This is a genomic window from Hymenobacter psychrophilus, from assembly GCF_900107135.1.
Lineage (GTDB): Bacteria > Bacteroidota > Bacteroidia > Cytophagales > Hymenobacteraceae > Hymenobacter > Hymenobacter psychrophilus.
The window spans coordinates 44528-58453 of sequence record NZ_FNOV01000001.1 but is presented as its reverse complement, the minus strand read 5'-3'; the positions used below and the strand labels follow the sequence as shown (position 1 = coordinate 58453).

11 protein-coding genes are annotated in these 13926 nt (G+C 60.6%); 2 read left to right on the top strand and 9 right to left on the bottom strand.

Features of this window, described 5'->3' with window-relative positions:
* Positions 1–529: 529 nt before the first annotated feature.
* The 6 genes from BLW21_RS00210 to BLW21_RS00185 all read right to left on the bottom strand — a co-directional run bounded on the left by BLW21_RS00210 (position 530) and on the right by BLW21_RS00185 (position 7320).
* A complete protein-coding gene (locus tag BLW21_RS00210; RefSeq protein WP_092736677.1) occupies positions 530–1948 on the bottom strand; it encodes a CsgG/HfaB family protein in 1419 nt (472 codons plus the stop codon).
* 113 nt (positions 1949–2061) lie between these two features.
* Positions 2062–2487 carry a curli production assembly/transport component CsgF gene (locus BLW21_RS00205; RefSeq protein WP_092736675.1) on the bottom strand — a complete coding sequence of 142 codons (426 nt, stop codon included), beginning with the start codon at positions 2485–2487 and terminating at the stop codon, positions 2062–2064.
* A 54-nt stretch (positions 2488–2541) separates the two neighbouring features.
* Positions 2542–3132 (bottom strand): CsgE family curli-type amyloid fiber assembly protein, encoded by a 591-nt coding sequence (locus BLW21_RS00200; protein WP_092736673.1) that lies wholly within the window; start codon positions 3130–3132, stop codon positions 2542–2544.
* Between the two features lie 134 nt (positions 3133–3266).
* Positions 3267–4103, bottom strand: coding sequence for a glutamate racemase (murI, locus tag BLW21_RS00195; protein ID WP_092736671.1), 837 nt, complete (start codon positions 4101–4103; stop codon positions 3267–3269).
* Between the two features lie 96 nt (positions 4104–4199).
* Entirely contained in the window at positions 4200–6128 is a 1929-nt protein-coding gene (locus BLW21_RS00190; RefSeq protein WP_092736669.1) for a RecQ family ATP-dependent DNA helicase, read from the bottom strand.
* Positions 6129–6165: 37 nt separating this feature from the next.
* On the bottom strand, positions 6166–7320 hold the full coding sequence (locus tag BLW21_RS00185; protein ID WP_175470800.1) for an endonuclease/exonuclease/phosphatase family protein: 1155 nt from the start codon (positions 7318–7320) through the stop codon (positions 6166–6168).
* Positions 7321–7497: 177 nt separating this feature from the next.
* Here BLW21_RS00185 and BLW21_RS00180 point away from each other — a divergent pair, with 177 nt between their 5' ends.
* Both BLW21_RS00180 and hemE read left to right on the top strand, forming a co-directional pair.
* Complete coding sequence (locus BLW21_RS00180) at positions 7498–8115, top strand: MarC family protein (protein WP_092736665.1); 618 nt, start codon at positions 7498–7500, stop codon at positions 8113–8115.
* 115 nt (positions 8116–8230) lie between these two features.
* Complete coding sequence (gene hemE / locus BLW21_RS00175) at positions 8231–9265, top strand: uroporphyrinogen decarboxylase (protein ID WP_092736663.1); 1035 nt, start codon at positions 8231–8233, stop codon at positions 9263–9265.
* A gap of 173 nt (positions 9266–9438) precedes the next feature.
* On the opposite strand, the gene BLW21_RS00170 is transcribed toward hemE, so the two are convergent.
* The 3 genes from BLW21_RS00170 to BLW21_RS00160 all read right to left on the bottom strand — a co-directional run bounded on the left by BLW21_RS00170 (position 9439) and on the right by BLW21_RS00160 (position 13904).
* Entirely contained in the window at positions 9439–10452 is a 1014-nt protein-coding gene (locus BLW21_RS00170; RefSeq protein ID WP_092736661.1) for a bifunctional heptose 7-phosphate kinase/heptose 1-phosphate adenyltransferase, read from the bottom strand.
* Between the two features lie 77 nt (positions 10453–10529).
* Complete coding sequence (locus tag BLW21_RS00165) at positions 10530–11756, bottom strand: pyridoxal phosphate-dependent aminotransferase (RefSeq protein WP_092736659.1); 1227 nt, start codon at positions 11754–11756, stop codon at positions 10530–10532.
* Positions 11757–11897: 141 nt separating this feature from the next.
* Positions 11898–13904 (bottom strand): glycosyltransferase family 2 protein, encoded by a 2007-nt coding sequence (locus BLW21_RS00160; RefSeq protein WP_092736657.1) that lies wholly within the window; start codon positions 13902–13904, stop codon positions 11898–11900.
* Positions 13905–13926 lie beyond the last annotated feature (22 nt).

Genomic DNA, 13926 nt, shown 5'->3' with positions numbered 1-13926 from the left:
AATATAAATGAGAATAATTAATAATCAACCATACGCTATCATTTTTTTATTATATTTTTAAACGTTAATATCATAAATCTAAGCGAAATACGTTTGTGACCTACTGTATCTTCCTCATTATCAGCACTATGCAAATTAAGTTCAACTAAATATTTTTTTAATTATATTTTTTAGGTATAAATCAGCACCCTTTCAGGAGGAGCTAAAAAAGCAAGTTTTGCGAACAATACTCTAACAATCAGATGCTTGATCTAAAATTTTCATCGTACTGGTCATTATAAGTTATCTATCTTAGAGTATTGTTAAAAAAGCTAGGAGATATTAATGATACGCATGGCCACCTGAGACAAAAAGAGTGGACATGCCCGCGCCCCCCAATAGCATCCATATAAGTGGTGCTATTGGGGGGCGCGGGCATGTCTAGGTTCTGTTCAGTGGCCTTATGCTACTATGTGTATGCGTTATCCCCTCAGTCTATTTTAAACTACTTATGAGCTTATTCTGCTGATCAAGTGTACAGCGGCTCTCGCTATTTTACTGCGGGCTTTTTGCTGCGGGCGCTCAACTGATAAGTAATGCCAATACGGCCTCCGATCGTGTTATCGTTGTAGCGCCCGACGTCGGCACCGTCGATGTCGTCGCGCAGAAACAGGCGACTATCTACTCCTCCAAACAGACTCCAGTGTAAGCTAAGTTGGTATTCCAGGCCAGCCCCGGCTGAAACGTGCGGTGTAAACCGACCAGACGCCCCCACCGTGGACAGGCTGCTGCCACTGGTAGTTACGCCACCACCCAGTTGCAGGTAGGGAGTAAAGCGGTCGGTTGGTAACACACGCATCATCACGCCGGCTTCGGTGAAGTAGAATTTCTGGTCGAAGAATTGGCGGGCCGCCAGCCGGCTTTGCCCAACAGCTACGTAGGGGTTAAGAAAGCCGCCGGGGGGCTGATATGCAACCTGCAGTTGGGTAATGGCAGTGGTACGGGGCGAGGCAAAGTCGCCGGCGTAGCGCTGGCCACCGCCCGAGACGGTAGCCAGCAGGCCTTTTTTGCGAGTGAGCACCTGCCGGCCCAGTACATCGTAGTACTTGCCGTATTCCCGCTCGCTTACGTACTGCAGCATTTTAGGGCCGGTAGCCTCAACCGAATCTTTGGGTAGCCAGAGCCGATCCTGAATACCTTCATAGATGAGGGCCTGCACAGCTTTTTCGATGGCTTCCTTGACGGCCATTTCACTGGGCTCGTTGTAAGTGAAGCCCGTTTCGGCTTCCATGAGGCGCTTGAAGCTGACAAAGCGGAACAGACTACCCTGAATCTGCTGCGACAGGATGGTTTTGGAAGTGTACACGGTACGCAGGATGCGGCCGTTGCTGGTGCTGATGGCCCGCAGATACACCGTTACGCGGTCTTGGCGGTATTGGCCTGAGGCACCGGTGCCGAAGTAGCGTAAGCCGGCTCCACCAGTGAGCATGTTGGCATCGTAGGAAATAATGCCGCCCTCCAGCATCACGCCCGCGAACAGCAGGGGCGGCAGTACGGGCTGCTTCACACCCGTCTGCTCGGTAAACTCGGCCCGGGTAGAGCGGATAATTTTGCGCTCATTGAGCAGGTTGCCCAGGTTTTCGCGCTCAATAGGGTCGAACCACCCGGATTCTTCGAGGGCCCGCAGCAAAATAGTGGTCGTGCCCTGGGTAATAGCTGTCGAGAAGCTGGAGCCGTTGGTTTGCGGCTTGTACTGGCCGGTCTGGTCGCGGAACTTATACACAGCTACTACCGTGCGGGACTTGGGCGCCGGCAGATTACGCATCTCGGCATTGCCGTTCACCTCAGACCCCAGCCGGGCCCGCTCGGGGCTGAAGGGCTGGTGAAAGTATGGGCTGCAGGCGGCCAGTAGTACTCCGGCCAGCAAGCACAGCGTGTAGGTATAAGCACGAGCAGTAGCAGTGTTCATAGAGCGAGACAACGACTATCGTTAGAGAGACAGGAAGGGAAGAAACACGCGGACGTACCCGATGCGGACGGCAGCCCCCGCATTGGGTACGCCGCCGGCACTATACCAGCCGGCTAAGGCAGATTGGGAATCGTGACGGTGGTCTGGTTGCCGGTGGAAGGGTCGGCAATAACGATGACGACCCCATTGGAGCCGGGCGTCACCTGAATCTGGTAGCCGCCTACCGAGTAGTTGCCGGCCCGCACCGTGCCCCGGCCAAACTGGTCGCTGATGAAGCGGTCAGTCAGCTGACTCAAAATCTGGCGGTTGAGGTTGGCAGCGAAATTCGCAAGTGGATCCTCAACGGGCCTGGCCTGGGTGGCGTCGGGGTCCTTAAAGGTATCCTGGGCGGTGGCTGCGCTCAGCAGGGACGAATAGTTGAACGTATTACCCCCGAAATTAGGATTGATGGGCTCGTAAATGAAATCCTGCGCGGTGGCAGCGGGTGCGGAAATCAGCGCCAGTAGCAGGGCGCAAACGGAACAGTACAGGTATTTCATGGCAGAGCGATTTAGGAGCGAAAGCAGGGTTGAAGCAGGGTGGGCAGAACAAAATCAATAGACTTCCAGGGGCTGACTGTTGCCTTGTTCCAACTCGTTGCCCAATATATTATTTTCAATGAGGTGCTGGGTGACAGCACCAATTGCCTCATTGGCCGCTGCTTCAATATAGTCTTGATTTGGCTGGAGTGGCATTTCGAGCAAATCGGTGTTGTTAACGGCTACCGTAACGAGGATGCTGGTGCCCCGGGCGGGTTTCTCGGTGATAGTTACCACGTAGTCGCCTGAGCCGGCCGGGGCCTCGAAAGTATTGAAAAACAGACTATAAAAGTCGCGCCCCAGCTTGCTGATGGTCTGGTCGACGACAAGTCCGTCTATTTCAAATCCGCGCTGTATTCTCTCGGTACTGGTCGAGTCGGCGGTGACTTGCAGCAGTAGCCGCAGGGCTTCTTCCAGCTGTTTGGGGGTAAGCGGATTTGCCTTATTCTCGTTGATAGGTGCTTGGGTCGGGGCAGCGCTACCCTGCTGCTTCACGCGGGCCGGAGGCTGCCGCACGCCTTGGGCCAGGGCGGCCGGAGCGAACAGTAGCAGGCCGGAGAGTAGCCACCAGCCTTTTTTTCGCCAGAAATCAAGCAGATTCATCATAGCACCGCTGGAGCGTGAGAGCAACAAACGGAAAGGTCGGACCGGTTGGCCAGCCCCTTCGGTGCCTAAATGTAAGTATTTAGTATATGAATATAACTAATTTTGTTTTCCCCTCGGCGTTGTGCCATATATTCCTACTCCCAGAGCGGATAATGCTCTAGATTCACTTCCTGGCCGAAGAAAATACGAGTGCTTTCTTCGAATGAGCGGGTGAAATCGGAGACGTAGAAGTGGTGGCGGGGCGGAACGGCGCCAGCAGGGGCCAGTAGCTGCCGGCTTTCCAGGTACTGCCGCACATGCTGGGCCACCACATCGGAGGCGTCGAGCACTTCGGTACGGCCCTGGTAGTACGCGGCAATCTGCTCCTTGATGAGGGGGTAGTGCGTGCAGGCCAGCACCAGCGCCTCAACCCCTTCCAGCGCGGGGTTGGAGAGGTAGGTTTCGATGACGTTACCGGCAATGGTGTCGTTGAAAAAACCTTCCTCTATCATGGGGGCCAGCAGCGGGGTAGCCAGGCTGCGCAGGTCCACGCCCGCGTCGAGGTCGTCTACCTTCTTCTTATATACGTTGCTGTTCACCGTTTGCTTGGTGCCAATCAACCCCACTACACGGCCGGCGTAATGCTGCCCGATGTGCGCCACAATAGGATCGATAACGTTGAGTACCTGCGCCTTGGAACCTACGTATTCGCGCACCAATTCGTAGGCCGCAGCCGAGGCCGAGTTGCAGGCAATGAGGATAACTTTGCACTGCTGACGCAGCAGCAAGTCGCAAATTTTCACGGCGTAGGCCTGGATGGCGGCCGTACTTTTATCGCCGTAGGGCAAGTGGGCTGTGTCGCCGAAGTACACCAGCCGCTCGTGGGGCAGCACCCGGGATACGGCCCGCGCGACAGTCAGGCCGCCAATACCGCTGTCGAATACGCCGATGGGGCGGCTGGCAAAGTTGTCAGAGGAAGTTGGGAGTTTCATCGGCAGCGAAGGTAAGAACCTAGGCGGGCTCGATCTTGAGCGGTGCTGGAGCTTATTTTTCAGAATTGAAATAATAAGCTCCAAATAACCCTCCTCCTACTTACTCAGCCGCCCATCGGGGGCGTAGCGCAACTCCCCCAACTCTACCAAGTCGCGTAGCAGGGCAGTGATGGCAGAGGCCTGGCCGGGGGCATAATGGGTGAGCACCTCGCGGGGCGTCTGGGGGGTGGCCTGCACCAGCGCCAGCAGCTGGGCGCGCAGCTCGGGCAGCGGGGTGGCTTCCTGACGAGCCTTTTTGCGGGCCAGGCAGAAGTCGCAAACCCCGCAGGCGGGCGCATCCAGCTCGCCGAAATACGCCAGTAGTAGCTGCTGGCGGCAGCGGCCCCCGGCGGCGTAGCGAATAACTGAATCGGTTTTGTGGGTGGCTAGGTCGCGCTGCTTGGTCAGGCGCTTCTGGTCGAGGGGCAGCTTATCGGCGTCGTGGCGCGGGGTGGTGAACAGGGCCTGGGGCGACTCGTGGCGGGGCTGGAACTGGATGATGCCCGAGCGGTGCAGAAACAGCAGCATCTTGCGCAGCTCCACCACGCTCAAGCGCAGGTATTGAGCCAGACTGTTCTCCGAAATCCGCTGGAAACCGGCAAACAGCTCGCCGCCGTGCAGGCGCAGCAGGCTCTTGATGAGCTGGTCGTGCTGCACGTTGGCCACCTGGAAGCGGTAAAGGTCGGTGTGGTCGATGGGGATATGAACCCGGGCGGGGTTGCTCACGGCCTCGTTCAACTGCACAAACCCCTCGCGGGCCAGCGTGCGCAGGCTATTGTGAGCATCAAGGGCCTTGATGCGGTAGGTTTCGGCAAACTGCTGCAAGTCGAAATCAAACGCCACCAGCTCGCCGCCGCCCACTGCTGTGCGCGAGGAGTTGGCCAGCGCCTGATACACGCGGCGCACGGTATCGAGGGGCGGGTAGCTGAGGCGGGTGCGGCGGCGCAGCTCATCGGCATCAGCGGGGCCGCTGAGCAGCACGGCGAAGGCATATTTCTCGTCGCGGCCGGCGCGGCCCGCCTCTTGGTAATAGGCCTCCAGATTGTCGGGGGCCTCCAGATGCACCACCAAGCGCACGTCGGCCTTATCGATGCCCATACCGAAGGCGTTGGTGGCCACGATGCAGCGGGTTTTGTTCTGCATCCAGTCCTGTTGCACGCGGGTGCGCTGGTCGGAGGGCAGGCCGGCGTGGTAGGCGGCGGCCGACAGGCGTTGCTGCTGCAGGTAGGCGGCGGCATCCTCGGTTTGGCGGCGGGTGCGGGCGTATACGATGCTCGTTTTATCGGCTCCCACTCCGCGCACCACCTCCAGCATGCGCCGGAACTTGTCCTCGGTTTCGAGCACCGAGTAAGAAAGGTTGGGCCGGGCGAAGCTCTGCTGAAACACGCGGTGGGTTTTGCCAAAAACCAGCTTCTCCACAATATCCTCGCGCACCTGCTCGGTGGCGGTGGCCGTGAGGGCGATGCAGGGCACACCCGGCAGCAGCACGCGCAGCTCGGCAATGCGCAGGTAAGGCGGCCGGAAATCGTAGCCCCATTGCGACACGCAATGCGCCTCATCGATGGCCAGCAAACTCACTTTCATTTTAGCCACCCGGACCCGAAACATGTCGGTCAGCAGCCGTTCGGGGCTCACGTACAGGAACTTCACCGGCCCGTACACGCAGTTATCGAGGGTCTGGTCGATTTCCTGGTGGCTCATGCCGGCGTACACGGCTTCGGCCTTCACGCCCCGCTGGCGCAGGTTTTCCACCTGGTCCTTCATCAGCGCAATCAGCGGCGACACCACCAGGCAGAGCCCCGGCCGGGCCAGCGCGGGCACTTGGAAACAGATGCTTTTGCCGCCGCCGGTGGGCAGTAGCGCCAGCGCATCGTGCCCGGCCAGCACCGCCCGGATGATGTCTTCCTGCAATGGCCGAAACCGGGTATGGCCCCAGGTTTGGCGCAGCACGTGCAGAATATCGTCGGTGGCTTGCTCGGAGGGCATGGGGCAAAGGTACACGACAGGCTTCTACCCTCGGAAACTACTGCTTGCCCTGCGCAGCTTCCTGCGCCTCTTCTTCCCGTTCTTCCTGGTGACCCTCCTGGATTTTCTCCACCGCCTCCTGCTCATCAGCCGCATCCGACTCTTCGAGGTTTTCCTCCTGCTCAGCCTTGTCCTGGGGCTCGAAGCTGAGCTTGATGTAGATGGGAAAGTGGTCGGAACCGACGTAGGGCAGCCGCGCCATCTCATCCACCTTGAAGTGGGGCGAAACGAATACGTGGTCGAGGGGCCAGCGCAACAGCCGGTATTCGGCGTGGAAGGTAGGCAGCAGCCCGCGTCCCACCCGCGGGTCGAGCAGGCCACTAATGCGCCGGAACAGCTCGGAGGTGTGCGACCAAGCCACATCGTTCATGTCGCCGAACACAATGGTGGGCTCGTCGCGCTTTTCCAGCTCGCGGCCCACCAGCAGCAGCTCGGCGTCACGGCGGGTGCTGGTTTCCGACTCGGCGGGCGCCGGGGGCTTGGGGTGCAGCCCGTACACGCGCACCCAGGTGCGGCCGTCGGGCAGCTGCACTTTGGTGTGCACGCTGGGCACATCGTCGTCCATCAGGTATTTAATTTCGCAACCGTCGAGCGGGAGGCGCGAGAAAAACAGCAGCCCGTAGGTGTTATCGAGCGGCTCGTGGCAGGTGTAGGGATGGGTTTTCTCCATGGGCTTCAGCTGCTGATGCCACCACTCGTCGGTTTCCACCGCCATAATGACATCAGCATCGGCCGCTTGCAGCACCTGCAGGGCCCGGTCGCTCTGCTTGTTGTACTGTAGCACGTTCATCATCACCAGGCTCAAGTGGCCCTGGCCGTCGGTGCGGGTACTATCGCCCACATGTTTACCAGCCAGCGGCGTGTAGGGCAAAATGCGGAACGCCTGGTAGCCGGTCGCCAGTGCCACGCTCGCCAGCAGCGCCGGCAGCCAGTAGGCGCCCCCGTTAGGCTGGTGCCAGCCCAGCAGCCCACCCGCCACCAGCACCAATACCAGCGCGGCCACAATCTGCAGGCGCGGAAAATCAAAAATACGAATCCACCACACCGTCTGGCGCAGTAGCGGCAGCAGGGTGGCAATCAGGGCGGCGGCAGCCAGCAGCAGCACGAGGCCCTGTGCCAGCATATGCCAAGTAAAGTCGTCGAATTGGGGCACTGGGTCAGGAATTGGGGTAAGAAAGGAAGCCTCTGGCCGACCCTGGGGTACGGGCTACGGCTGCAGTCGGGCTTTACGCACCCACCGCGAGGGAGTTGTTTTCGCTAAAAGTAGGATTTTCCCCGTGTTCGTGCCACAAAGCCTCGTACCTTTACCGGCCGTACCCTGCCTGCCCTTATGGATATTCTGCTCGCCACATTCACTACCCTCCTGTCGGTGGTCAATCCGTTCGGGGCCATGCCGGTTTTTCTCTCCCTAACCGAAAGCGACACGGCCGCCGAGCGGGCCAACATCGGCCTGAAGGCCTGCTTGTCGGTGCTAGGCGTACTATCGGTGTCGTTTTTTGCGGGCCAGTACGTGCTCAACTTCTTCGGAATCAATATCCATCACCTGCGCATCGCGGGCGGTATTTTGCTCATGCGCTCGGCCTTCGATTTGCTCACGCCCGGCGGCAACCGCAGCAAGGTGTCGCAGGAAACCATCGAAGCCAGCCGCGAGAAGGACGACATCAGCTTCACGCCCCTGGCCATGCCCATGCTTTCGGGCCCCGGCGCCATTGCCGTGTGCATCAGCCTGTACACCAAAAAGCTCACGTATTTCGATATGGGACTGATTTTCGCCGGCTTCGTGCTGGTGGCACTCGCGGCCTACATCATCCTCATGTCGTCGCTGCGCCTGACGCGCTTCCTGGGCCGTCCGGGTCTGGCCGCACTGGCCCGCATCATGGGCTTCATCACGCTGGCCATCGGCGTAAATTTCATCATGACGGCCATTAAGGCGTTGTTTGTCAATTGATTTTGAGCCGTTAGCTGAGAGCTAGTAGCTGATAGCTTTCGGGTGGAATGGCCGCTTGCTGAATTTATTAAACGAGAGCTATCAGCTAATAGCTCTCAGCTAACAGCTCCAAAAAGTGCTTAAAAACGACCTACTCCTGCGCGCCGCCCGCGGCGAAGAAACCGAACGTACTCCCGTGTGGCTTATGCGCCAGGCGGGTCGCATTCTGCCCCAGTACCGTGCTTTGCGCGGGCGGCTCAGCGGCTTTAAGGAGCTGGTGGAAACGCCCGAGCTGGCGGCCGAAGTCACCATCCAGCCCGTCGATGCGCTCGACGTGGACGCGGCCATCATCTTCTCCGATATTCTGGTGGTACCCGAAGCCATGGGCCTGACCTACGAGATGGTGGAGGCCAAGGGCCCGCTGTTCCCCGAAACCATAAAGACGGCCGCCGACGTGGCCCGCATGCGCATTGCCAACCCCGAAGAGCACCTGGGCTACGTGCTCGAGGCGCTGCGCGTCACCAAGCGCGCGCTCAACGGGCGGGTGCCGCTCATCGGCTTTGCTGGCGCGCCTTGGACCATCTTGGCCTATATGGTGGAGGGCCACGGCTCGAAAACCTTCAGCAAGGCCCGCCGGATGCTATACCAAGACCCCGAACTGGCCCACGAGCTGCTGCGCAAAATCACGGCCACTACCATTGCTTACCTGCAGGCGCAGGTAACGGCCGGCGCCAACCTCATTCAGGTGTTCGATTCCTGGGCCGGCATCCTGCCACCCGCGCATTATGCCGAGTTCAGCCAACGCTACATTGCTGAAATCTGCGCCGCGCTGCCCAACGTGCCAGTTACGGTGTTTGCCAAAGGGGCCTTCTGGGCCATCGAGGACTTTGCCGCCCTGCCCTGCCGCACCATCGGCCTCGACTGGAACCAGGACCCGCGCACCGTGCGCCCGCTGGTAGGCGACAAAACCCTGCAGGGCAACCTCGACCCCTGCGCCCTCTACGGGACCCCCGCCCAAGTGCAGGCCGCCACCAAGGCCATGCTCGACCGGTTTGGGCCCCAGCGCCACATCGCCAACCTCGGCCACGGCGTTTACCCCGACACCAACCCCGACAACGTGAAGGTTTTCATCGAAACGGTGAAGGAGTATAGTGCTGGTATGCGGGGCTAGAGAAACAAGCCGGAAGACAAAAAGAACGTCATTCTGAGCGAAGGCGCAGCCATAATCGAAGAATCTCGCGTGCAGTGCTAACTCCTGACAACAGGCTTACTGTGGCACGCGCGATGCTTCGACTACGCTTCCGGCTTCGCTCAGAATGACGTTTTTTTTGTCCTCGCTCCTACCTACCAATCCAGCTCCACCAATGCTTCGGCCAGCAGTTCCTTCTTCTCAATAGGCACCACGCCCACCTGCTCGCAGACGAGGCCGCCGCCCAGGTTGGCCAGCGCGGCCGTGGCCGGAACCGGCAGGCGCAGGGCCACGCACAGCGCGGCAATGCTGATAACTGTGTCGCCGGCGCCCGATACGTCGGAGATGGTGCGCAGGTGGGCCGGCAGATAGGTTTTCTGCCCGGCGTGCTGGGCAAACACCCCGTGCTCCGACAGCGTAACGAGCACCGTGTCGGGCTCCAACAGTTCGCGCAGCCGGGCCACGGCCGCCTCAAAACCCGGACGGTCGGTACCGGGGTCACCAAATTCAAGTTTCAGGCCCTCGCGCAGCTCCTTCAGGTTGGGCTTGAACAGGGTGCAGTGCTGGTAGGCCAGAAAGTTCTTCTTCTTGGGGTCGACTACTGTAGGCACGCCCCGCTCGCGGGCCAGGCCAATAAAATGGCGAATATTGTCCTCGGTGAGCACGCCCTTATCGTAGTCCTCAAAAATCACCACGTCGGCTTGCGCCAGCAATTCGGCAAAACGGGCCGTGAGGGCCGCGTTTTCGGTGGCGTCGAGGTCGGTTTCCACTTCCGAGTCGATGCGCAGCAACTGCTGGCCCTGGGCCAGGATGCGCTGCTTAACCGTAGTGGGCCGGGCGCCCGAGCGCACGATTCCTGCGGCCGATAGCCCATTTATTGCCAGCCGCTCCAGCAGCTGGTCGCCGCCCGCATCCTCCCCAATCACGGCGCACAGTAGCGGCGTGGCGCCCAGCGCCTGTACGTTCAGGGCCACGTTGGCGGCCCCGCCCAGGCGCTGCTCGGTGCGGCTCACGTTTACCACCGGCACCGGGGCTTCGGGCGAGAGGCGCACCGAGCGGCCCCACACGTAGGCGTCGAGCATCACGTCGCCCACAATGAGCACGGTTAGCTGGTTGAAAGCGGCAAACAGGTCGGGCAGCGAAGCAGGCGGCGGGGCAGTAACGGGCATCAAAGGGATAATCTGGTAAGAGGCCGCAAAGGTAAGCTGTAGCGCGAACCGAAGAACAGCGAAGCGAAGCGCTAGGCTTATTTCAGCTTGGCCAACGACACCCTGATCCGCTCGAAGGCCTCGCGGAGCTTGTTGTCGGCGGCGGCGGTGCTGAAGCGCAGGCAGTCGGGCGCGCCGAAAGCGGCCCCATCAACGGCGGCTACGTGGGCGTCGTTGAGCAGGTACAGGGCCAGGTCGGCGGCCGTGGCTATAGTTTCGCCGGTGGCCGTGGTGCGCCCGAAAACGCCGCTAACGTCGGGGAACAGGTAGAAGGCACCGCTGGGCACGTTGGTGCGGAAACCGGGAATATCCTTCACCAGCTCCAGCACCAAGTCGCGGCGGCGGCGGTAGGCGGCCACCATTTCGTCGGCCGAGGCGCGGCCGCCCTCCAGGGCCGCAATGCTGGCGCGCTGGGCAATCGAGCAGGTGCCGGAGGTAATCTGACTCTGGATTTTCTCGCAGGCGGCAGCAATTTCGCGCCGGGCAGCCAGGTAGCCCACCCGCCAGCCGGTCATGGCATAGCCCTTCGAGAATCCGTTGATAGTAATTACCTGGTCCTTCACCTCCGCGAACTGGGCCAGGCTCACATGCTCGCCCACAAAGTTGATGTACTCGTAAATCTCGTCGGCCAGCACGTGGATGTGGGGATGCCGGGCCACTACGGCGGCCAGCGCGGCCAGTTCGTCGCGGCTGAAAACGGCCCCGGTAGGGTTGCAGGGCGAGGAATACATGATGAGCCGGGTGCGGGGCGTAATGGCGGCTTCCACCTGCGCGGCAGTCACTTTGTAGTCGTTTTCCAGGGTTCCGGTCAGCGGAATACTCACGCCCTCAGCCAGCCGCACCATCTCCTCGTAGCTCACCCAGTAAGGCGAAAACACCAGCACCTCATCGCCGGGGTTCACCAGGCTCAGCACAGCATTGGCCAGCGCCTGCTTGGCCCCGGTACTTACCACAATGTTCTCGGGCAGGTAGTCCAACTGGTTGTCGCGCCGAAATTTGTCGCAGATGGCCTGGCGCAGCTCCGGGTAACCGGGTACGGGCGTGTAAAAGGTGTAGCCCTCGTCCAGCGCCTTTTTCGCGGCGTCCTTGATATACTGTGGCGTCTGGAAATCGGGCTCCCCAAAACTCAGGCTAATCACATCGACACCCTCGGCCGCCAGCGCCCGGGCCTTTTTAGCCATGGCAATGGTTTGCGACTCCTGCATGGCGTTGATGCGGTCGGAAAGAACAAGTGGGGCGCGGTCGGGAGCAGCAGAAGCGGGCATGCGAGGGGTGGGTTGGATGGAAGGCAAAGGTATAATGTTAGTGAATAGCGAAGCGCGAAGAGTGAAAAACGTTGTGCTCCGACTGCGCTCCGACCCTGGCTTAATTCGCCATATGCTCAGTATCATGTGCTACCCTATCCCCTACTCCTCCCGGCCCAGCTGGCGTAGGCACTGGGCCAGCACGCGCCAGTCGAGGGCGGGGTGGTAGTCTTTGGCATAAAGCAGCTCGAGGCGGCGGCGGGTGGCATCAGGGAGCGGGGCGCTGGCAGCAGCAACGGCGTCGGCGGGCGAGAGGATGGCGCGGGTGGCAGTTTGCGGCGCGGTGGCGTGGCGCAGGCCCACCCAGGTGCGCGAGCCGGCCAGCACCCGCAGGCAGTTGCGCAGAAAACCGGCTTTGTGCTGCGCAAACCACATGAGTACCGGACTCAACACCAGCAGCAACAGGCTGCTCATAATATCGAGCAGGCGCTTATTGCGCACCTGCTCGGGGCGAAACAGGTTGAGCGTGATGTCGAGGGCGTAGTAGTCGCCGGGCGAATCTTTGCCCGAGCTGCCGATGATGTACTGGCTGCCGGGGGGCAGGATTTTAAAGGCCACCGGCGGATGCCGGGGCAAGCCGGCCATCAGCCCGATAATCTGGCTGGCGGGCAGGTCGCGGCCGCAGAAAACCAGTTCATCAAGCCCATAAATGCGGATAATATCTTCCAGCTGCCGCACCTCGCCCAGCAAATCATCGGGCGGCGGCGCGGCAACTTCAGCGACGTTGGCCAGCGGCGCAGTCGGCTCTACGTAGCCGATGATGCGGGCGGGCACGGCGGCCTGCTCCAGCAGCTGGCGCACCCGGTGGCTTTCCTCTGCCGAACCCACGATACCCACATTGCGCTGCTGACTTTCGCTCAGCCCAAAACGACGATAGCGCACAAAATTGCCCGTCGCCCGGCGCAGCAGCAGCGCCGCCACGGCCCAGCCGCCACCCAGCAGAATCAGGGCCTTCGAGAAGCGCCAGGCATCCAGAAAGTTGCTCAGGGCCGAAATCAGCAGCGTACCCACCACAATGCCGCGCACCAGCCGCCCGGCCCGGAACGGCCGGTCGTAGCCCCCGCTGAGGTAGGCCGAGCCCAGCCACACGGCAATGTAGGCGGGCACCGCCACCAGCATATACTGCTCGGGATAAGGCTCGCGCACGTATTTGTGGTTGAGCTCCCAGTAGTTTTTGAGCACATACATGCCCGCGTAAATCAGGCCGGCATCGAGCAACACGGGAGCGGTCCGCAGCAGCAGCCGCTGAGCCACTGCCGCGCCCGCCCGCAGCCAGATGGCCGCGTTTATCAGCACCGAAAACAGGCCCGCCCGTTCAGGGGCGAAGTGCTTGCGGGCGAAAATGACCATCGCCCGGTAAAACACGAACACATAGTTGACGCTCGTGCGCTTGGTGCTTTCGCCCTTGTAGTGGATGATGCGGGTGCCGGGATAGTAGAAGTTCTGCCAGCCGCCCTGCGTGAGCCGGTACGAGAGGTCGATGTCCTCGCCGTACATGAAGTAGTCCTCGTCCAGCAAGCCCACCTCGGCCAGTGCGGCGCTCCGCATCAGCATAAAGGCGCCGCTGAGCACTTCTATTTCGTGGGTTTCGTTGGGGCTGAGGAAGCCCAAATGATAACGCCCGAAGCGCCGCGACCGGGGGAACAGTCGCGCCAGCCCGAATATCTTGTAAAAAGCCACGGCCGGCGTGGGCAGGCCGCGCTTGCTCTCGGGCAGAAACTTACCCTGCCCATCCAGCATTTTAACGCCCATCCCCCCGCAGCGTGGGTGCGCGTCCATGAACTCGCAGCACAGCCGGAAGGTGTCTTCCTCCACCACTGTATCGGGGTTGAGCAGCAGCACATATTGGCCCTTAGCTACGCGCAGGGCCTGGTTGTTGCCCTTCGAGAAACCGGGATTGTCCTGGTTGGCGATGAGAATGACCTCCGGAAACCGGGCCCGCACCATGGCCACCGAGCCGTCGACCGAGTTGTTATCGACCACGAACACCTCCAGCGGCCGGCCCAGCTTCTCGCCCGCCCGCCGCACCGATAGCAGCGCCTGCTCCAGAAAGTAGCAAACGTTGTAATTGACGATGATAACGGACAGGGCAACTTCTTCGGGCGGCACGGGGCAGAGCGTCGGCGGTGGT